Genomic DNA, 20,114 nt, shown 5'->3' on the forward strand with positions numbered 1-20,114 from the left:
CGCTGGCGCCCATGCAATGCAGATGACTCGATCCCTCCCCGCCTCCGGCCGCCATCGGGCCCGCCTGCGGCTTCATCGATCGAAAGGCTCATCGCCATGCGCTCCCACGACCTTCCCCTGTTCGGACGCACCGCTCTGGTGACCGGCGTCTCCCGCAGACGCGGCATCGGATTCGCGACCGCGACGACGCTCGCCTCTCTCGGCGCGAACGTGTTCTTCCACCACTTCCGCCCCCATGATCTCGACCATCCGTGGGGCGGGGACGACCTCGACGCGGTTCGCGCAGGCATCCGCGGCTCCCTCGCATCCGGCGCCGTGATGGGCGACGCCGAGGCGGATCTCCGCGACCCCGACAGCATCGAACCGCTGCTCGATGCGGCTTCATCGCTTTCGGGACGACTCGACATCGTCGTCTGCAACCAGGCGATGAGCGGCGGCGACGGCACGATCTTCGACATGACAGCCGACCGACTCGACGCGCACTGGCAGGCCAACACGCGCGCCTCGCTGCTGCTCACAGCCGGGCTGGCGAATCGAGTACGCCATGAACTCGGCGGTGCCGGCACTCCGGTCGGCCGTCCGGGCGACAGCATCCCGTCGCTCGGCCCCTTCGAGAAGCCGACGGCTCACGTCGTCTGGATGACGTCGGGTCAGGGGCACGGAGCGATGCGCGGTGAGATCTCGTATGCGACGAGCAAGGCCGCGCTCGCGGGAATCACGCGCTCGACGGCCGCGGAGCTGCTCGATGTCGGGATCGTGCTGAACACGGTCAATCCGGGCCCGGTGAACACGGGCTACCTCGATGCAGACACCACGGATCGCGATCTGTCCGGCGTCGAGGACTGGATCGCGGGCACCCCGTTCGGTCGCGTCGGCAGGCCCGACGACCCGGCTCGGCTGATCGGCTGGCTGTGCACGGACGCCGGCTCCTGGGTGGTCGGTCAGGTGCTGACCACCGACGGCGGATTCTCGCTGTAGCCGGCTCCCGTCACTCCACCGTGACCGGCTCGGGGAAGATCGCCGTGAACAGCTGGCCGACCCAGTCGAGCAGCTCGGCCGCCTGCAGCGGTTCGAGTCCGACTCCCACGGCGGCGGGCACCGTCGGCATCGGCACGACGAGCGCCTCGCCCCCGCCGACCAGCTTCGCCTTGGGGTACAGCCGCTGCAGGCGCACCTTGATCGAATCCTCGAGTCGGGCCGGCGCGATGCGCAGGTTCGACCCCATGACCACGACGTCGGAAAGCCCGGCTCTGGCCGCGCGACGACGAAGGCGGGAGACGGCGATCAGGCCTGTGACCTCGTCGGGAGGGGTGCCGTAGCGGTCGGTGAGCTCGTCGATGACGAGATCGATCGCGTCGTCCTTCGCCGTCGCCGTCGACGCCGCGGACAGCTTCTGGTACGCCTCGAGACGAAGTCGCTCACTGTCGATGTAGTACTCGGGGATGCGCGCGTCCAAGGGCAGCTCGAGGCGCAGCTCCTGACCCGACTCGACGTCTTCGCCGCGGAACGTGGCGACGGCCTCGCCGATCATCCGGAGGTAGAGGTCGAATCCGACGCCGGCGATGTGGCCGGCCTGCTCGCCGCCGAGCAGGTTGCCGGCACCGCGCAGTTCGAGGTCTTTCAGCGCGACCTGCATTCCGGATCCGAGGTCGTTGTTCACCGCGATCGTCTGCAGCCGGTCGGCCGCCGTCTCGCTGAGCGGCTTCATCTCGTCGTAGAGGAAGTACGCATAGGCGCGCTCGCGGCCGCGACCGACACGTCCGCGCAGCTGATGCAGCTGGCTCAGGCCGTACTTGTCGGCTCGGTCGATGATGATCGTGTTGGCGTTCGCGATGTCGAGACCGGTCTCGATGATCGTGGTCGAGACGAGCACATCGAACTTGCGCTCCCAGAAGTCGTCGACGACCTGCTCGAGTGCGTGCTCGCCCATCTGACCGTGCGCCACGGCGATGCGCGCCTCGGGCACGAGCTCGGCGAGCTGGGCCGCGACACGCTGGATCGACTGCACGCGGTTGTGCACGAAGAACACCTGGCCCTCGCGCAGGATCTCTCGGCGGATCGCCGCCGCCATCTGCTTGTCGCTGCGGGGGCCGACGAACGAGAGGATCGGATGCCGGTCCTCCGGCGGAGTCGCCAGGGTCGACATCTCACGGATGCCGGTGACGGCCATCTCGAGTGTTCGAGGGATCGGAGTGGCGCTCATCGCGAGGATGTCGACGTTCGTCTTCATCTTCTTGAGAGTGTCCTTGTGCTCGACGCCGAAGCGCTGCTCCTCGTCGATGATCATCAGGCCGAGGTCTTTGAACATGACCTGGTCGGTGAGGATGCGGTGCGTGCCGATCACCATGTCGACCGTGCCGTCGAGCAGGCCCTCGAGGGTGAGTCGGGCCTCCTTGTCGGTCTGGAAGCGCGACAGCGGACGCACCTTGACGGGGAATCCGGCGAAGCGCTCGGTGAACGTCTCGAGGTGCTGCTTGACGAGCAGCGTGGTCGGCACGAGCATCGCGACCTGCTTGCCGTCCTGGATCGCCTTGAACGCCGCGCGCACGGCCACCTCGGTCTTGCCGAAGCCGACATCGCCCGAGAGCAGCCTGTCCATCGGGATCGGTCGCTCCATGTCGGCCTTGATCTCGTCGATGGTCTGCAGCTGATCGAGGGTCTCGGCGAACGGGAACGCCTCTTCGAGCTCGCGCTGCCACGGCGTGTCGGGTCCGAACGCGTGGCCCTTCGCGCTCATCCGCGCCGAATACAGCTTGACCAGCTCGACGGCGATGTCGCGCACGGCCTTGCGAGCCTTGCCCTTCGCCTGCGACCAGTCGCTGCCGCCCATCTTCGAGAGGGTCGGCCCCTCACCGCCGACGTACTTCGAGAGCAGATCGAGCTGATCGGTGGGCACATAGAGCTTGTCGCCGGGATAACCCCGCTTCGACGGCGCGTACTCGAGCACGAGATAGTCACGCACCGACTTCGTCGCGTTGCGTCCGCCGGTCGAGACCTCGCGCTGCGTCATCTCGACGAAACGGCCGATGCCGTGCGTGTTGTGCACGACGAAGTCGCCCTGCTTGAGCTGCAGCGGATCGACGACGTTCTTGCGGCGCGACGCGAGCTTCTTGACGACCCGCTGGTCGCCGCCGATCGTCCGCCCGTAGAACTCGTTGTCGGTGAGGACCGCGAGCTTGGCCTCGGGGATCTGGAATCCGGACTCCACCGAGCCGGTGACGAGAGTCGCGACACCGGCGTCAGGGGCGTCGGTCAGCTCGGACACGATGCGAGCGGCGACTTCCCGGTCGGAGAGCACGTCGCGGGCACGGTCGACCAGGCCCGCTCCGGCGGCGATCACGACGACACGCCAGCCGTCTGCGACCTTCGCCTCGACGAACGAGATCGCACCGTCGACGTTGCCGTGGAACGACGGGATGACCGAGGCGTCGACGGTCTCGGCGTCTTCGCCGCCCATCGAGAACGGGCTCAGTCGCCACCAGACGCCGCCGCGATCGCGCACGACCTCGCGCAGCCGGGCGATGGTGAGGAAGTCGCCGGCACCGAGATCGATGGGAGCCGACGCACCCGAGGTCGCCGCGCTCCAGGCCGCATCGAGGAACTCGCGGTTCGTCTCGCCCAGCGTGATCGCACGGGCACTCGACCGCTCGGGGTCGACGACGGCGGTCGCGCTGCCCTCCGGCAGGTACTCCGCGAGCGACTTGAGCGGACCGGAGACAGCCGGAAGAAGAGATTCCATGCCCTCGACCGGGATGCCCTCGGCCATCTTCTCGAGCATGCCGGCGATCGCCGGAAACCCACCGATCAGCGCTCGCGCGCGATCGCGTACGTCAGGTGTCAGCAGCAGCTCGCGGCTCGGCGGCAGATCGACGCCGTCGACATCGCCCGGAAGCGAGCGCTGATCGGCGACGGAGAACGAGCGGATCTGGTCGATCTCGTCGCCGAAGAACTCGACGCGGAACGGATGCTCGGAGATCGCGGGGAAGACGTCGAGGATGCCGCCGCGGACGGCGAACTCGCCTCGGCGCGACACCATGTCGACGCGCGAATAGGCCCGTTCGACGAGCTGCTCGACGACGTGGTCGAGTTCGTGACCGCGGCTTGCGGTGCGCAGCTCGAGCGGTGCGATCTCGCCGAGGTTGCCGGCGATCGGCTGGAGGGCGGCGCGCACCGAGGCGACGACGACGAGGGGGTGATCACCCGACCACTCCGCGATGCGACGCAGGGTCTGCAGTCTCTGACCCACCGTGTCGGCGCTGGGGCTGAGGCGCTCGTGCGGCAGCGTCTCCCACGCGGGGAAGATCACGACCTCGGCATCGGGGATGTACGCGGCGAGCGCGGCCGCGAGACTCTCGGCTCGTCGGCCCGTCGGGACGACGGTCAGGAGCGCGGCCGGGTGCCCCGCTGCTCGGCGCTTCTCGAGCAGACCGGCGAGTGCCGGAGCGTCGAGGCCGTCGACGAGGCCGAGATCGGCGTCGGTCTGCGCCCACGTCAGAGCGTCACGAAAAAGAGATGCCTCTTCCAAGGCGCGCAGAATCCCCGGCACAGTCACCGCACAAGCCTAGTCGCGACCACCGACACCGGCATCGCCGCCGGCATCGGGATCGTCGTGGACACGCGCTGCGCGAGCCGTAGGATGCCGGGATGGAACCGGTCACTCTCACCACCGAGCGTCTCGTCCTGCACGTGCCGGACGAGTCCGACATCGACGCGATCACCGCGGCCTGTCAGGATCCGGAGATCCCTCGGTGGACCACCGTGCCGAGCCCGTACAGCCGCGCGGACGCTGCTGAGTATGTGCGCCTGATCGGTGAGTGGTGGGCAGACGGCAGCCAGGCGATCTGGTGCGCCTACCGCGACGGCGAGCTGGTCGCCTCGATCGGGCTGCATCACATCATCGAGCACCCGACGGGCGGAGACGCGGAGATCGGCTACTGGGTCACCGCGACGGCCCGCGGCAACGGCTACCTCGTCGAGGCCGCTCGCGCCGTCGTGGGCTGGGGGTTCGACGAGCTCGGCCTGGCCCGCCTCGGCTGGCGCGCGGTCGCCGGCAACATCCCCTCGGCGAGGGCTGCCCGTGCGCTGGGATTCCGTTACGAGGGATACGCCCGGCAGGCGCTCACCAACGATCGCGGCCGCGACGACGGATGGTTCGGCGGGCTTCTCGCGACCGACGATCGCGCTCCGGTGGACTGGCCCGTCCTCTAGCCGAGTGACAACACGCGGAGTGCGCTCTGCCTGCGAAGGAAGAGCCCCGTTCGGAGCGCCTCCGAGCGCTCTGAATGGAAGCGCGAATCGAGTCCGTCCAGAACCTTGTTGAGTTCCCCGACCATGCGATCAGCCGCATCGATGGCGTACGCGACCAGCGTGCCGCGAGGCAACCTGAGGGTGCTCTCCAACTGTCCCCAGTGCGTCGATGTGAAGTCGGCTATCCGCCGCGCTCCTCCGATCGAGAATGCGAGTTCGACCTCGTGAGCGAACGCGGGATCTCTGCCTCGTAGTCTCGCCGGGTCGATATAGGGCAGGTAGCTGTTGAGATCGTAGAGCGGCGCCAGTTCCGTGCGCCCGGGGAGGAGCCGCATCGAATAGTTCTTCGCGTGCCCGTCGTTGTGCGCAATGAGCCACGCGAACACCAGGCTCGCGCCAAAGACCCGCAGCGACGCCGTCAGCGAAGTCGGGTCGGCATTCCGCTTCAGCACCCCGGAGATGTCCTCGATCCCCGGTCCGCCGTCGACCTCGTACTTGCGCAGCGTGGAGACCCCCATCGCCTGCGCGAAGTCCTCCTGATGGATGCGCGTCACACCGTCAGCGCTCCGGATGCGGTCGAAGCGCTCGACCACGAGGATCCGCTCTCCGTCGAACTCCTGCATCTCGGTGTTGGCCACGGGAAGGTCGAGTGCCCTGGCGAGCTCCATGATGATGTGCTCGGTCACGTCCGACTCCGGGTATCTCTCGATTCCCGGCTTGAAGATGTGGGTCGACGGGGCGGCGTCGAACGGCTCATGCCATCCGTCGCGGTCGAAGGCGAGTGCGAACTTGCCCTGAGCGCCACCCAACGAGAACCGATGATCCGTCGAGCCCGCTGTCCAGGCAGAGGAATCAGCCCGAACACTGCGGATTCTCTCCGCGATCTCGGACCGTGAAAGTGGTTCGAGGCGATGACGTCGATTCGGCGCGCTCCCCGAGGGAAGGAAGACGGCTGCTCCGGCGACGTCCTCACCGAACGCCCTGAGAAGTCCGAATACCTCGATGTCCGGTAGGCCGGCGTCTCGCGCCCACCGCTCGAGCACCTCCGGCCGGTCTGGCAGGAACCCCTCGAGAACCCGCAGCACATCGTCGCCGGTATGCGGCGTGCTGGCCAAGGGCAGACGCGTCGAGAGCGGCACCGCATCGGGATCCGACAGATATTCCGGGTCGTATCGGATCCTGTAGTCCCGCCGCCCTCGCCGCTCGATGGTCGCGGCGCGCGTTCCATAGATGTGAACGTCGAGACTAGACATCTGAGTCACCCTCCGTCTTCGAGCCGTCGAGACCGGGCTGTTCGGGCACTCGCCTCAACAGCGCGGCGCTGGCTTCACGCAGCGCCGCGGCGAGGGCTTCGGGCGCGACCGCGCGCTGTGGGACGGGGTCAACGGAGCTGCGCAGCTCTTCCCTCGTGTCAGTATCCCGAGCAACGGAGGACTGGGCGACATCGGCGATACGCGTCCAGGCGCGGTCCATGCCCGACACATCGATTCTGGGGACGGCGATCGCGAGGGGGCGCGCGGGCGTCTCCACCGACTCGCTGCCCCGCACGCTCGTGTCGATATCGAGACCGAGCTCGGTGAGGATGCGAAGCACTGTGCTCAGCGCCGGATCTCCGACGCCGTTCTCGAAACGCGCGATGAGCTGCCGGGATACGCCCAAGCGGTCTGCCAGGCGTTGCTGGGTGTAACCGAGATCGACACGTCGCTGCTTTGCGACGCGCGCGAAATCTACGGGGCGGACGGTCCTCATGACACCTCCGAAGGTTGCGCGGATATAACATCGCATGAATGTCATGCAAGCATAACATCTGCGGCGTGTTACACAGCTGCAACATTGGGTGGTCTAGCCGCGTGTCCGACGTCGGTGGCAGGATGAGCGCATGCCTGAGATGCCGGAAGTCCAAGGCCTGACCGCATTCCTCGCCGGACGCACGGTGGGGCGCACGATCATCCGCACGAGCGTGGGCGCGATTGCGGCCCTGAAGACCTACGACCCGCCCAACACCGCTCTGCACGGATCAGAGATCACCGCGGCCTCGCGCCACGGCAAGTTCATCGTGCTCTCGTGCGGCGACGAGCTGCACCTCGTTTTTCATCTCGCCAAGGCGGGCTGGCTGCGATGGTATGAGACTCTGCCGACGACCCTCATCAAGCCCGGCAAGTCGCCCATCGCCGTGCGGGTGGGCCTCGACGACGAGAGTGGATTCGACCTGACAGAGGCGGGGACGAAGAAGTCGCTCGCCGTCTATGTCGTGCGCGACCCGCAGGAGGTGCCCGGCATCGCTCGCCTCGGGCCGGACCCACTCGAGGCGACATTCACCCGTGACGTGTTCGCCGGGCTGCTCGACGGACGCCGCACCCAGATCAAGGGGCTGCTGCGAGACCAGAGCGTGATCGCCGGGATCGGGAACGCCTACTCCGACGAGATCCTGCATGCGGCGCGCATGTCGCCCTACGCGATCGCCGACAAGCTCGACGATGACGAGATCGACCGCCTGTTCGCGGCGATGCAGACGACGCTGACGGATGCCGTGGCCGAGGCCTCGGGAAAACCTCCGGCCGACCTGAAAGACGCGAAGCGCCGAGGGATGCAGGTGCACGCCCGCCGCGGCGAGGCCTGCCCGGTGTGCGGAGACACCGTGCGCAGCGTCTTCTTCGCCGACCGCTCGATGGAGTATTGCCCCACCTGCCAGACCGGAGGCAAACCGCTCGCCGATCGTCGCCTGTCACGACTGCTCAAGTAGCACTTCGACGCGGAATGAAACGCAGTCAGATGTGTTGAGTACACTCAGAGCATCAACGTGCTCCGGGGTCGGTGAGAATCCGAACCGGCGGTGACAGTCCGCGAGCGTCTCGGTTCTCCGAGATGCCGATCCGGTGGAATTCCGGAACCGACGGTGGTGCGAGGCGCAGCCTCGCTAGTCCGGAAGGGAGGCAGCACGGTGCGCCGCCGCGCGCGCGTTCTGCCGACGTCTCCCCTCGAGGAGAATCCCCGGAGCCTCAGAGAGGACCACGGATGGCAGTGAACGAGGCGGAACGGCGGGCGATGACCCGTGCGCTCGAGCTCGCGACGCTCGGCCCTCGAGGCGTGAACCCGCAGGTCGGCGCCGTCATCCTCTCCCCCGAGGGCGAGATCATCGCCGAAGGCTGGCACCGCGGGGCCGGCACGCCGCATGCCGAGGTCGATGCGCTCGCGAAGCTCGCGCCCGGCGCCGCCGACGGTGCGACCGCCGTCGTGACCTTGGAACCCTGCAACCACACCGGACGAACCGGCCCGTGCGCCGTCGCGCTCATCGACGCGGGCGTCTCGCGCGTCGTGTACGCCCTCGACGACCCGGGCGAGGTCTCGGGCGGCGGCGGCGATCGCCTCCGCGCCGCGGGCGTGAGCGTCGATTCGGGCGAGCAGGCCGGTATCGCGCACGAGATCATCGACGGCTGGCTCACCGCTCAGCGCCTGGGGCGCCCGCACGTCACCGTGAAATGGGCACAGTCCCTCGACGGCCGCGCGGCGGCATGCGATGGCAGCAGCCAGTGGATCACCGGGCCGGAGGCCAGGGCCGACGTCCATCGACGTCGAGCCGCTGCGGACGCGATCGTCGTCGGCACCGGCACCGTGCTCTCCGACGACCCGTCGCTGACAGCGCGCGACGGCGATGCGCTCCACGAGCACCAGCCGATCCCCGTCGTGATCGGCTCTCGCCCGACCCCCGACGACGCGGCGGTCCGTCGGCACCCGAAGACGCCGCTCTTCTACGACACTCACGATCTGCACGCCGTGCTCGCCGAGCTGCACTCGCGCGGCATCCAGAGCGTGTTCGTCGAAGGGGGCCCGACGCTCGCGAGCGCTGTCATCGCAGCCGGACTCGCCGACAGCGTGCTCGCCTACATAGCGCCCGTGCTGCTCGGCGGCGACCGGCTCGCCCTCACCGACATCGGCGTCGGCACCATGCACGCCGCCCGACGCCTGACGATCGAGCAGTGGTTGCTCCTGGGCGCCGACCTGCTCGCCGTCGCACACCCCGTGCTCACCACGGAAGAAGGAGCCGCCTGATGTTCACCGGAATCATCGAGGAGATCGGTGAGATCACCGCGATCGCGCCCGCCGGAGACGGATGGCGCCTGACTGTTCGGGCGCCCAGAGCTGTCTCCGACGCCGTGCACGGCGAATCCATCGCGGTCTCGGGCGTCTGCCTCACGGTCGTCGAGTCGACGGCCGACACCTTCGACGCCGATGTGATGAAGCAGACCCTCGATGTCGCCGCCCTCGGCGGAGCGACCGTCGGCACCCGGGTGAACATCGAGAAGGCGATGCCGGTCGGTGCCCGACTCGGCGGTCACATCGTGCAGGGGCACGTCGACGGTGTCGGCACGGTGCTCGAGGTTCGCCCCGGTGAGCAGTGGAGCGTGCTGCGCATCTCGCTGCCGGGCGACCTCGCGCCGCTCGTGGTCGACAAGGGTTCCATCTCGGTCGACGGCACCTCGCTCACGGTGAGCGCCGTCAGCCCCGTCGAAATCGATGCGCACTGGTTCGAGATCTCGCTCATTCCCGAGACCCTCGCCGCCACCACCCTCGGCTCGCGTGCGGTCGGCGACCGCGTGAACCTCGAGACCGACATCCTCGCCCGCCACGTCGAACGTCTGCTGGCGTTCAGGGCAGCACCGGAAGGAGGCTCGCGATGAGCCTTTCCACCATCACCGAGGCCCTCGAGGCCCTCCGCGCCGGGCGACCGGTTCTCGTCGCAGACGATGAGAACCGCGAGAACGAGGGCGATGTCATCCTCTCGGCCGAGCTCGCCACACCCGAATGGGTCGCCTGGACGGTGCGCTGGTCATCCGGCTTCATCTGCGCGCCGATGCCCGCCGACCTCGCCGACAACCTCAACCTGCAGCCGATGGTCGCGGCGTCCGAGGACGCACGCTCGACCGCCTACACGGTGAGCGTCGACGCGGCCGAGGGCGTGACCACCGGCATCAGCGCGCACGACCGCGCGCATACCCTGAACGTCCTCGCGAGCCCCGAGTCGACGGCGACGAGCATCATCCGTCCCGGACATGTGCTCCCCCTCCGCGCAGTGGACGGCGGCGTGCGCGAGCGCAGCGGCCACACCGAGGCCGCGGTCGATCTGATGAAACTCGCCGGTCTCCGCCCGGTGGGCGCGATCGCCGAAGTCGTCGCCGAGGACGGCAGCATGATGCGGCTTCCCGGGCTCATCGAACTGGGCGCACGAGACGGGGTGCCGGTCATCACGATCGAGCAGCTCATCGGCCACCTCAACGAGGTCGACCCCACCGGCTGGTCCCCCGAACGCGCCAGCCGGCGCGTGAGCCTGCGCGCGGATGCCACCGTGCCCACCACGCACGGGACGTTCCGCTTCCTGGCCTACAAGGACAGGGTGACCGGCACCGACCACATCGCCGTCGTATCGGGTGAGCTCAGTGAGACGGCTCTCGTGCGCGTGCACTCGGAATGCCTGACCGGCGAGGCCTTCGGCTCGCTCAAGTGCGAGTGCGGCCCCCAGCTCGATGCCGCGCTCGACTCGATCGAACAGGACGGCGGCGTCGTCATCTACATGCGCGGGCACGAGGGACGCGGTATCGGCCTGATCAACAAGCTCCGCGCGTACAGCCTGCAGGAGGAGGGCCTCGACACCGTCGACGCCAACCTCGCCCTGGGCCTCCCCGCCGACGCCCGCGACTACGCGGCTGCGGCCGGGATCCTCGCCGACCTCGGAGTGTCGAAGGTGCGCCTGCTGACGAACAACACCGACAAGGTGAACCAGCTGCGCGGCCTCGGACTCGACGTCGTCGAGCAGGTGCCGCTGATCGTCGGCGTCGGACCGAACAACCACCAGTACCTCGAGACGAAGCGTGACCGGATGGGTCACATCATCGGAGAGGCGGAGCTCGCAGAGGCTCTCGCCGACGGACGGAAGGACGACGCATGAGCGGCGCAGGAGCACCCAAGACCGAGAAGATCGACGGACGCGGACTGAAGGTCGTGATCGTCGCAGGCACGTGGCACGACGTCATCACCGACGGACTGATCGCCGGTGCGCAGCGCGTCCTCGACGAGGCAGACGCCGCATACCGGCTCGTGCGCGTGCCCGGCTCGTTCGAACTCGCGCTCGCCGCTCAGGCCGCGTTCGCGGGCGGGGCGGATGCCGTGGTCGCGCTCGGCGTGATCATCCGCGGAGGAACCCCGCACTTCGAGTACGTGTCAGCCGCGACCACCGACGGGCTGACCCGCGTCTCGCTCGATGCCGGCAAGCCTGTGGGCTTCGGAGTGCTCACTCTCGACGACGAGAAGCAGGGCCTCGACCGTGCCGGTCTCGAGGGCTCGAAGGAGGACAAGGGCGCGGAGGCCGCGGATGCCGCGCTGCGCACCGCTCTCCTCGTGCGCGCGCTGCGCGGCTGAGAGGTCAGCCTGCCCTTGCTGGCGCGCGCACCCCGTGTGCTCCTAGCGTGAGGGCATGGAGACTCTGCGCCACGTCGTTCTGTTCGTCCACCTGATCGGCTTCGCCGTGCTGTTCGGCGCCTGGGCGGTGCAGGCCTTCGGCGGCAAGCGTGAGTTCACCCGTCTGATGAGCATCGGCATGACGATCGCCGCGATCGCCGGCCTCGCACTCGCGGCACCGTGGGGACTCCCCGAGGGCGTCGAGATGAACTACGCCAAGATCGGCACGAAGCTCGTCGTGCTCCTCGTGATCGGCGCACTCCTCGGCATCGGCACCGCGAAGCAGCGCAAGTCCGGGTCGGTCCCCGTCGCCATGTTCTGGCTCGTCGGCATCCTGACGGCGCTCAACGCAGGCATCGCAGCGATCTGGCGGTGATCCGCGGGCCACACGGTCACGGGCGCAGCGGCACTCGCACGTCTGCTCCGGCCTCCTCGGTCAGCCGCTCCCCCATCTGCGTGAACGTCGGCTGGGCGATGAACCCACCGGCGAACAGCGCCTGTCCCTGAGCGAATCCCTGGGCCCGACGGATGTCGTCCTCCCCGACGAAGCCGAACACCTCGGCCAGCTCGGCGATGTCCCGCGGGGCGTTCACGCGCATCAGACCGAGGTTGTCGCACTGCGACAGCACGTTGGGGTGGATCTTGGTCGGGCGCTGCGTCGACAGGAAGAGCCACAGCCCGAACTTGCGTCCCTCCGCCGCGATCTGCACGAGCCTCTCGGTGAGAGCTCTCTCGACGGTGGTGCGCGGCTCGGGCGAGCAGAGATTGTGCGCCTCGTCGATCACGATCAGAAGCGGTCGACGGCTCTCACGCTGCGTCCACAGCGATTCGAGCACTGCGAGGGCCGCGACCTTCGGTTCGGCTGGATGATCGAATCCGCCGAGATCCAGAACGGTCGCCCGCGGCCGCTCATCGATCACGTCGACGACGGAGCCCGCGCCTCGCGACCACAGATCCCACTCGAGCACCTGCAGGTTCTCCATCCGATTCGCGAGCCGGATGTACGCGGGGTCACCGGACGCCCGGAAGTCACGGAGCATCTCGTCGGTATCGAAGTCCGTGGTGCTCACCGACCAGTGCAGCAGCGCGTTGTACTCCTCGGCATCCGCGATCGGGTCGATCTGCAGCACCGCGGCCTTCGCGGCAGGAGATAGATCGACATACCGCGCGTGGACCTTGTCACCCTCACCGTGTCCCGACCGGAACACGCGGATGTCGGTCTGCGCGATGGTGGCCGCATGCTCGGTCGAAGCCCCCGCCCTCGTCTCCGCCAGCCTCACGAAGTCGGCGTTCGGATCGAGGATGAGCATCGGCAGCTCGGTGCGCAGCAGGAGCTGCTCGAGCACCACGCCGAGCGCGTATGTCTTGCCGCTGCCGCTCTGCCCGCACCAGAAGGTGTGCCGGTTGAAACGGCGTGCGTCCAGGTGCACGGGCTCTGCAGCGTCGGCGGTCAGGGATCCGATGGTCAGCTCCGTCATGCGGTCACCCTAGCGACGGGTGGCGCGTCCGACGAGCCGAGATCACCCGATGCGGATGATCTCGGCCTGGCCCGCACGAAGGAGCCGCATCCTCATCCTGTTCGGATGATCCCCCCTGGATACCCCGGCCGACCCCTGTGATACTTGCGTCCGACTCGGGTCACCGAGATCTCAGAACGGACAACCGCATGGACACGAGTCGTCGATCGGCGGATGCGAGCACGTTCCAGGAACGGCGCGACGCGGGCCGCAGACGGAGCGGGTACTGGCTGGTCCTCGCGCTCGTGGGTGCCTCGTATGCCTTCAGCGCCGCTCAGGCGACGACTGATCCCAGCCCATGGGCCCTGACCGTGCAGCTGCTGACCGTCGCCGTCGTGCTCTGGGTGACCGAGGTACGCCCGCGGGTGCAGCACATCGCATGGGCGATTCTCGCACTCGCCGCCGTCGCGACCGTCGTGGTCGCGGCGCTGGGCACCGGGGGCAGGGGCCTCGACATCCTGCTGTCTGCGGCATCCGCGATCGCCTTCCTCATCGCGCCCGTCGCGATCATCCGACATCAGGTGCGGCGGCGCGGCCTGGACATCGAGGCTCTGCTCGCCGCGATCACCGCGTATGTCCTGGTCGGGATGTTCTTCACGCTCGTCTACAACCTGGTCGCGCTGCTCACGGTCGCGCCGATCTTCGGCGCAGAGGTCGTCGATTCGCTGTCCACCCAGCTCTTCTTCTCCTTCACGACTCTCACGACCACCGGCTACGGCAACATCGTGCCGGTCTCGTCCGGGGTGCAGACGATCGCCGTCGCCGAGGCGATCACCGGGCAGCTGTTCCTGATCACCGCGGTCGCGCGCATCATGCGGGGCGCTCGCAGCCCGTCCGTCGGGGCGGACGCCCCGCGCGAGGAGTCGTCATGAAGAAGTGGGGCGTCGTCATCGTCCTCGGGGCCGCGCAGTTCGTGATGGTGCTCGACGGCACGGTCATGAACGTGTCGATCTCTACCGTCGTGAGTGATCTCGACACCTCCGTGACGGCGATGCAGGCGGCGATCACGTTCTACACCCTGACCATGGCGGCGTTCATGCTCCTCGGGGCCAAGCTCGGCGATGTGTGGGGACGGCGCCGCGCCTTCGTGATCGGGTCGTGCGTCTATGCCGCAGGCTCCCTCATCACCGCTCTGAGCCCGTCCGTCGGGTTCCTCTTCTTGGGCTGGTCGATCATCGAGGGGCTGGGCGCGGTGCTCGTGATCCCCGCGATCGCCGCCCTCGTCGCCGACAACTACCGCGGCGCTGAGCGCGTCACGGCCTTCGCCATCATCGGCGCCGTGTCCGGTGCGGCGGTCGCGGCGGGTCCGTTGATCGGCGGGGCGGTGACCACCTACTCCAGCTGGCGCTTCGTCTTCGTCGCCGAAGTCGTGATCATGGTGGGGGTCGTCGTGTGCGCTCGCATCATCACCGATTCCACCCCGCGACAGCGCATCCGCATCGACATCGGCAGTGTCCTGCTGTCGTCGGCCGGTCTCGTCCTGATCGTCTTCGGCATGCTGCAGAGCAAGACGTGGGGGTGGGTGATTCCTCTCCACACGCCCGAGATCGCGGGCGTCCCGGTCGCGCCCCTCGGCGTCTCTCTGACGACCTGGTGCATCGCGCTCGGAGCCGCTCTGATCGCGCTCTTCATCAGCTGGCAGCGATGGCTGATCCGCCGTGGCCTCTCTCCTCTGATGCAGCCGGATCTGTTCTCCATCACGACGCTGCGCAGCGGGCTCTCGGTGCTCGGCGCCCAGTATGCCGTGACGGCGGGGCTGTTCTTCATGGTTCCGGTCTACCTGCAGATGACGCTCGGATTCGACGCCCTCGAGACGGGCCTCACGATCTTCCCTCTCTCGGTCTCCCTGATCCTCTTCTCGATCGTCGGCACCGCGCTGTCGCGCAGGTGGTCCCCTCGCCGCATCGTGAGAGTCGGGCAGTCGACCCTCGTGCTCAGCGCCGTTCTGCTGCTCGGTTCGGTGACCGAGGACCTGCGCGGCGGCCTGTTCGCGGCCGGCATGTTCCTCGCCGGCAGCGCCCTGGGGCTCCTGGCCTCGCAGCTCGGCAACGTCAACATGTCGAGCGTGAACGAGAAGGACACGAGCGAAGCAGGCGGACTGCAGGGCGTCTTCCAGAATCTCGGCTCATCGCTCGGAACGGCCCTGATCGGATCGCTGCTGATCGGCGCACTGTCGACGTCGTTCGCGTCGGGAGTCGCCGTGAGCGGTCTGCCGAGCGACGTGCGCGAGACGGTGAGCGTCGCGACGGACCGCGGCGTCACCGTCGTGCCCGCGGCGGACGTCGTCGGAATCGGTGAGACAGCCGGCCTCGGCGAAGCGGACGCGAGCGAGCTCGCCGACATCTATCGCGAGTCGCAGCTCTCGTCGCTTCGCGTATCATTCGTCGGGCTGATCCTGATCAGCCTGCTGTCGATCCTGTTCTCGCGCGGCATCCCGGCACACGTGTCGATCCGGCGAAGAGACGACGCCGACGCGGTCGAGAAGCCCTGACCGCTCTACACACGCCTGACGGACTCAGCTCCGAGGGGATGCCGTGCTGTCGCGCACGACGAGCTCGGTGCCGACCAGCGGAGTCTGCGTGCGCTCTCCGCCGTCGAGCTCGGCGAGCAGTGCGTCGACTGCCAGTGCGCCGACCCGCTCGGGATGCTGCTGCACGGTGGTCAGCGGCGGCCACAGCTGCGCGGCATCCGGCAGGCCGTCGAAGCCGACGACGCTGACGTCGGCCGGAATGTCGCGTCCGGCTTCACGGAACGCACGCACGACACCGATAGCCATCTGGTCATTCGCGGCGAAGACCGCGGTGACCCGGTCGTCGTCGCGCAGCCGGACGCCCGCACGGTAACCGGATTCGGCCGACCAGTCGCCCTGCAGCGGCTCCGGAGCCGCGAGACCGCGGGCCTCGAGCGTCTCGCGCCACGACTCACGACGGCGCTCGGCGGAGTACGACTTCGCCGGACCTGCGATATGCCAGACGGTCTTGTGACCGAGGTCGAGCAGATGCTCGGTCGCGAGCCGAGCGCCCTGCGCCTGGTCGGTGTCGACGAACGGATGCGTGTCTCCGCGGTTGGAGTCGACCAGCACCACGGGCAGCCCTTCGGGGATCTCGACCTCGGCCTCATCGAGCTGGTGCGCCTCGATCACGATGATGATGCCGTCGACCGCGTGCTCCTCGAGGCGACGGAAGGCGCCTGCCACGGTGTCACGAGCACTGGACTCCACGGGGATCAAGGTCAGCGCGTACCCCATCTGCGAGGCGCGCACGGCGATCGCGTCGAGAGTGCGCTGGTTGCCGTAGGAGCTGAAGGAGAACATGATCACGCCGATCGCGCGGAATCGTCCTGACCGCAGTGCGCGGGCGGCACTGTTGGGCCGATAGCCGAGCCGCTGCATGGCATCCTCGACGCGCTCCCTCGTGGCGGCGCCGACGTAGCCGCGCGCGTTCACGACCCTCGAGACGGTCTGCCCGGAGACTCCGGCCTCTCGCGCCACGTCCTCCATGGAGGGGTCACGCCGCCGCTGCGGCGGCTCTGCCGACTGTTCCGAGGTCACGAGCACTCATCCATTCATGTGTTGACGTTGACACACTAGCAGCGCATCGAATATGTTGACGTTGACACACGGCGCAGTGAGCGCCCGATCTCTAAGAAGGTTCTCGTCAATGACGACTCAAGACTCCGCAGCCCTGGCGGACCACGGCATCCGCCGGCGTGAAAAGCGCGACTGGAAGGGATGGGCCTTCGTCGGCCCGTTCATGGTCGTGTTCGCCCTGGTGTTCCTCACACCGCTCGCCTACGCGCTGTACCTCAGCTTCTTCCAGGAGAAGCTGATCGGCGGCACCGCGTTCGTCGGGTTCGACAACTACGTGCGCGCTCTCACCGACCCCCAGTTCTGGGAGGCGTTCGGACGCGTCGTGCTGTTCCTCGTGGTGCAGGTGCCGATCATGCTGATCCTGGCCCTCGCAGCGGCCCTGGCACTCGACAGCGCACGACTGCGCGGAGCGTCCTTCTTCCGCATCCTGATCTTCCTGCCCTACGCCGTGCCCGCCGTCGTCGCGGTGCTCATGTGGGGCTACATCTACGGCGACCAGTTCGGTCTGACGTCCAACTTCAACGACCTGCTCGGCAGCGACCTCATCACCCCGTTCGCGCGGGAGTGGATCCTGGTCTCGATCGGCAACATCGTGACGTGGCAGTTCGTCGGCTACAACATGCTGATCTTCTACTCCTCGCTGAAGACGATCCCGACAGACATGTACGAGGCGGCTTCTCTCGACGGAGCGGGCGCGTGGCGCACGATCTTCTCCATCAAGATCCCCTCGGTGCGCGGCGCGCTCGTGATCGCGACGATCTTCTCGATCATCGGCAGCTTCCAGCTCTTCAACGAACCCAACATCCTGCGCCCCCTGGCACCGAACGTGATCACGACGTACTTCACACCCAACATGTACGCGTACAACCTCTCGTTCGCCGGACAGCAGTTCAACTACGCCGCGACGATCGCCATCATCATGGGCGTCATCACCGCAGTGATCGCCTACGTCGTGCAACTGCGCGGCTCGAAGTCGGAGGTGCGCTGACATGGCACTCCCCCTCGCCCGCCCCTCGCAGAAGCGCCACGATCTGCTGAATCCGCGCAAGTCGAAGATCCTCCTGATCGTCATGGTGATGTACGCGCTGTACACACTGGTGCCGCTCGTCTGGCTGCTGTTCAGCTCGACGAAGACCCAGTCGGGTCTGTTCAGCTCGTTCGGGCTGTGGTTCTCCGACGACTTCGCGTTCATCGACAACCTCGTCGCGACCTTCTCGTATCAGGACGGCATCTTCCTGCGCTGGCTCGGCAACACCCTGCTGTACGTGGTGGTCGGAGCCGGTGGCGCGACGCTGCTCGCCACCATGGCCGGCTACGGTCTCGCGAAGTACCGCTTCCCCGGCCGCCGCGCGGTGTTCGCCGTCGTACTCGGCGCGGTCGCCGTGCCCGGCACCGCGCTCGCCGTGCCGACCTTCCTGCTCTTCAGCGAGCTGGGCCTCACCAACACCCCGTGGGCCGTCATCATCCCCTCGCTCATCAGCCCGTTCGGCCTGTACCTGATCTGGGTCTTCGCCTCGGATTCGGTGCCGACCGAGCTGCTGGAGGCCGCGCGCATCGACGGCGCCGGCGAGTTCCGCACCTTCTTCACGATCTCGATGCGACTGCTCGCACCCGGAATCGTGACGGTCACCCTGTTCACCGTGGTCGCGACCTGGAACAACTACTTCCTGCCGCTCATCATGCTGTCGGACCCCGCCTGGTACCCGCTCACCGTCGGCCTCAACCAGTGGAGCTCGCAGGCGATCGGCGCGGGGTCGCAGCCGATCTACAACCTCGTGATCATGGGCTCGCTTCTCACCATCATCCCGATCGTCATCGCCTTCCTGCTGCTGCAGAGGTTCTGGCAGTCAGGTCTCACCGCCGGAAGCGTCAAGCAGTAGCTCTCGGCATCCCTCCGCACCGCACACGTCGGTCCGATGCTGGACCGCACCCCCGAAAGGACACAGCAATGAAGCACCTTCCCTCACCCGCCGCACGGCGCACCCTCGCGGTGCTCGCGGCCGGAACCGTGGCAGCGCTGGCGCTGGCCGGTTGCAGCACCGGCGACACCGGATCAGGCGGCGGCGCTGCCGGCGACGGCTCGTTCGACTCCGTCGAGGCCGCTCTCGAGAAGGGCGGCGAGATCACGTACTGGTCGTGGACGCCGTCTGCCGAAGCCCAGGTCGAGGCGTTCGAGAAGGAGTACCCGAACGTCACGGTGAACGTGGTGAACGCGGGCACCAACAACGAGGAGTACACCAAGCTGCAGAACGCCATCAAGGCCGGCTCGGGCGCCCCCGACGTCGTGCAGATCGAGTACTACGCCTTCCCCCAGTTCGCGCTCACCGACGCGTTCGTCGATCTCTCGCAGTACGGCTTCGCCGACTTCGAAGACGACTACACCGCCTCGACGTGGAACTCCGTCACCGACGGCGACGCGATCTACGGACTGCCGCAGGACTCCGGCCCCATGGCGCTGTTCTACAACAAGGCCGTGTTCGACGCCGCAGGCGTCGCCGTGCCCACCACGTGGGACGAGTACTACGAGGCGGCAAAGGCGATCCACGCCGCGAACCCCGACGCGTACATCACGAACGACACCGGCGACGCCGGCTTCGCGACCTCGATGATCTGGCAGGCCGGCGGCAAGCCGTTCGAGACGTCCGGCACCGATGTCACGATCGACCTGCAGGACGAGGGTTCTGCGAAGTGGACCGAGAACTGGAACCGCCTCGTCGAGGAGGATCTGCTCGCCCCCTACGGCAGCTGGAGCGACGAGTGGTTCCGCGCCCTCGGCGATGGCAGCCTCGCGACCCTCGTGATCGGCGCGTGGATGCCCGGCAACCTGATCACCGGCGCTCCCGACGGAGCCGGTGACTGGCGCGTCGCGCCGATGCCGACCTACGACGGCTCCCCGGCGACAGCCGAGAACGGCGGTGGCGGTCAGGCCGTCACCACGCAGAGCAAGAACCCGGAGCTCGCAGCCGGCTTCCTGTGGTGGCTGAACAACTCGGAGGACAGCATCTCGACCTTCCTCGAGTCGGGCGGCTTCCCGTCGACCACCGCCGAGCTCTCGAGCGAGGAGTTCCTCGCCGACGCGCCCGAGTACTTCGGCGGCCAGAAGATCAACGAGGTCCTCGCCGCTGCGGCCGACGAGGTCGTCGAAGGCTGGAGCTACCTGCCCTACCAGGTCTACGGCAACAGCATCTTCGGCGACACCGTGGGCCAGTCATACCAGAACGGCACCGATCTGAACGAGGGCCTCGTGACCTGGCAGGACGCACTGGTCGAGTACGGCAACTCGCAGGGCTTCGCCGTCAACAAGTAAT

The 20,114-nt window shown here is 67.8% G+C and carries 18 protein-coding genes and 1 riboswitch; of the genes, 13 read left to right on the top strand and 5 right to left on the bottom strand.

The genetic code is table 11. The annotated features are described in order from the left end of the window. The first annotated feature begins 96 nt into the window (after window positions 1–96). Window positions 97–978 carry an SDR family oxidoreductase gene (locus ACIOU8_RS05680; RefSeq protein WP_400786722.1) on the top strand — a complete coding sequence of 294 codons (882 nt, stop codon included), beginning with the start codon at window positions 97–99 and terminating at the stop codon, window positions 976–978. A 10-nt stretch (window positions 979–988) separates the two neighbouring features. On the opposite strand, the gene mfd is transcribed toward ACIOU8_RS05680, so the two are convergent. Beyond that, window positions 989–4,552, bottom strand: a complete 3,564-nt coding sequence (gene mfd / locus ACIOU8_RS05685) for a transcription-repair coupling factor (protein ID WP_400786724.1) — start codon at window positions 4,550–4,552, stop codon at window positions 989–991. A gap of 92 nt (window positions 4,553–4,644) precedes the next feature. Here mfd and ACIOU8_RS05690 point away from each other — a divergent pair, with 92 nt between their 5' ends. Continuing rightward, on the top strand, window positions 4,645–5,208 hold the full coding sequence (locus ACIOU8_RS05690) for a GNAT family N-acetyltransferase (RefSeq protein WP_400786726.1): 564 nt from the start codon (window positions 4,645–4,647) through the stop codon (window positions 5,206–5,208). Here the strand turns inward: ACIOU8_RS05690 and ACIOU8_RS05695 are convergent. After that, window positions 5,205–6,500 carry a HipA domain-containing protein gene (locus ACIOU8_RS05695; RefSeq protein ID WP_400786729.1) on the bottom strand — a complete coding sequence of 432 codons (1,296 nt, stop codon included), beginning with the start codon at window positions 6,498–6,500 and terminating at the stop codon, window positions 5,205–5,207. The genes ACIOU8_RS05690 and ACIOU8_RS05695 overlap by 4 nt on opposite strands. Next, complete coding sequence (locus ACIOU8_RS05700; protein ID WP_400786732.1) at window positions 6,493–6,996, bottom strand: helix-turn-helix transcriptional regulator; 504 nt, start codon at window positions 6,994–6,996, stop codon at window positions 6,493–6,495. The genes ACIOU8_RS05695 and ACIOU8_RS05700 overlap by 8 nt, the downstream gene beginning before the upstream one ends. A 130-nt stretch (window positions 6,997–7,126) precedes the next feature. Between ACIOU8_RS05700 and ACIOU8_RS05705 the strand changes: the two genes are divergently transcribed. From ACIOU8_RS05705 to ACIOU8_RS05730, 6 genes are all read left to right on the top strand, one after another. Then, entirely contained in the window at window positions 7,127–7,990 is an 864-nt protein-coding gene (locus tag ACIOU8_RS05705) for an Fpg/Nei family DNA glycosylase (RefSeq protein ID WP_400786735.1), read from the top strand. Between the two features lie 53 nt (window positions 7,991–8,043). Further along, window positions 8,044–8,191, top strand: a riboswitch (FMN riboswitch). A gap of 71 nt (window positions 8,192–8,262) precedes the next feature. After that, entirely contained in the window at window positions 8,263–9,297 is a 1,035-nt protein-coding gene (gene ribD, locus ACIOU8_RS05710; RefSeq protein ID WP_400786738.1) for a bifunctional diaminohydroxyphosphoribosylaminopyrimidine deaminase/5-amino-6-(5-phosphoribosylamino)uracil reductase RibD, read from the top strand. Beyond that, window positions 9,297–9,926: a riboflavin synthase gene (locus tag ACIOU8_RS05715; protein ID WP_400786741.1), complete on the top strand. Its 630-nt coding sequence runs from the start codon at window positions 9,297–9,299 to the stop codon at window positions 9,924–9,926. Before ribD ends, ACIOU8_RS05715 begins: the two co-directional genes overlap by 1 nt. Next, entirely contained in the window at window positions 9,923–11,191 is a 1,269-nt protein-coding gene (gene ribA / locus ACIOU8_RS05720) for a GTP cyclohydrolase II (RefSeq protein ID WP_400786744.1), read from the top strand. Before ACIOU8_RS05715 ends, ribA begins: the two co-directional genes overlap by 4 nt. Beyond that, window positions 11,188–11,661 (top strand): 6,7-dimethyl-8-ribityllumazine synthase, encoded by a 474-nt coding sequence (gene ribH, locus ACIOU8_RS05725; RefSeq protein ID WP_056376023.1) that lies wholly within the window; start codon window positions 11,188–11,190, stop codon window positions 11,659–11,661. The genes ribA and ribH overlap by 4 nt, the downstream gene beginning before the upstream one ends. 55 nt (window positions 11,662–11,716) lie before the next feature. Beyond that, window positions 11,717–12,076, top strand: a complete 360-nt coding sequence (locus ACIOU8_RS05730) for a Fe-S protein (protein ID WP_400786748.1) — start codon at window positions 11,717–11,719, stop codon at window positions 12,074–12,076. Window positions 12,077–12,092: 16 nt separating this feature from the next. Here the strand turns inward: ACIOU8_RS05730 and ACIOU8_RS05735 are convergent, their stop codons facing one another. Beyond that, window positions 12,093–13,178, bottom strand: a complete 1,086-nt coding sequence (locus tag ACIOU8_RS05735; protein WP_400786751.1) for an ATP-binding protein — start codon at window positions 13,176–13,178, stop codon at window positions 12,093–12,095. A gap of 188 nt (window positions 13,179–13,366) precedes the next feature. Here ACIOU8_RS05735 and ACIOU8_RS05740 point away from each other — a divergent pair, with 188 nt between their 5' ends. Together ACIOU8_RS05740 and ACIOU8_RS05745 are read left to right on the top strand one after the other, a co-directional pair. Next, window positions 13,367–14,089 (top strand): ion channel, encoded by a 723-nt coding sequence (locus tag ACIOU8_RS05740; protein WP_400786754.1) that lies wholly within the window; start codon window positions 13,367–13,369, stop codon window positions 14,087–14,089. Continuing rightward, window positions 14,086–15,708 (top strand): MFS transporter, encoded by a 1,623-nt coding sequence (locus tag ACIOU8_RS05745; protein ID WP_400786756.1) that lies wholly within the window; start codon window positions 14,086–14,088, stop codon window positions 15,706–15,708. The genes ACIOU8_RS05740 and ACIOU8_RS05745 overlap by 4 nt, the downstream gene beginning before the upstream one ends. A gap of 24 nt (window positions 15,709–15,732) precedes the next feature. Here the strand turns inward: ACIOU8_RS05745 and ACIOU8_RS05750 are convergent, their stop codons facing one another. Further along, the gene (locus ACIOU8_RS05750) at window positions 15,733–16,716 is read right to left on the bottom strand and encodes a LacI family DNA-binding transcriptional regulator (RefSeq protein WP_400786923.1); all 984 of its coding nucleotides are present in this window, start codon (window positions 16,714–16,716) and stop codon (window positions 15,733–15,735) included. A gap of 160 nt (window positions 16,717–16,876) precedes the next feature. Between ACIOU8_RS05750 and ACIOU8_RS05755 the strand changes: the two genes are divergently transcribed. The 3 genes from ACIOU8_RS05755 (at window position 16,877) to ACIOU8_RS05765 (ending at window position 20,113) form a co-directional block, all read left to right on the top strand. Next, entirely contained in the window at window positions 16,877–17,794 is a 918-nt protein-coding gene (locus ACIOU8_RS05755) for a carbohydrate ABC transporter permease (protein ID WP_140036535.1), read from the top strand. Between the two features lies 1 nt (window position 17,795). Continuing rightward, window positions 17,796–18,686: a carbohydrate ABC transporter permease gene (locus ACIOU8_RS05760; RefSeq protein ID WP_400786758.1), complete on the top strand. Its 891-nt coding sequence runs from the start codon at window positions 17,796–17,798 to the stop codon at window positions 18,684–18,686. Between the two features lie 68 nt (window positions 18,687–18,754). Beyond that, window positions 18,755–20,113: an ABC transporter substrate-binding protein gene (locus ACIOU8_RS05765; protein ID WP_400786761.1), complete on the top strand. Its 1,359-nt coding sequence runs from the start codon at window positions 18,755–18,757 to the stop codon at window positions 20,111–20,113. Window position 20,114: the final 1 nt, after the last annotated feature.

It is taken from the genome of Microbacterium sp. NPDC087589 (assembly GCF_044743635.1).
Lineage (GTDB): Bacteria > Actinomycetota > Actinomycetes > Actinomycetales > Microbacteriaceae > Microbacterium.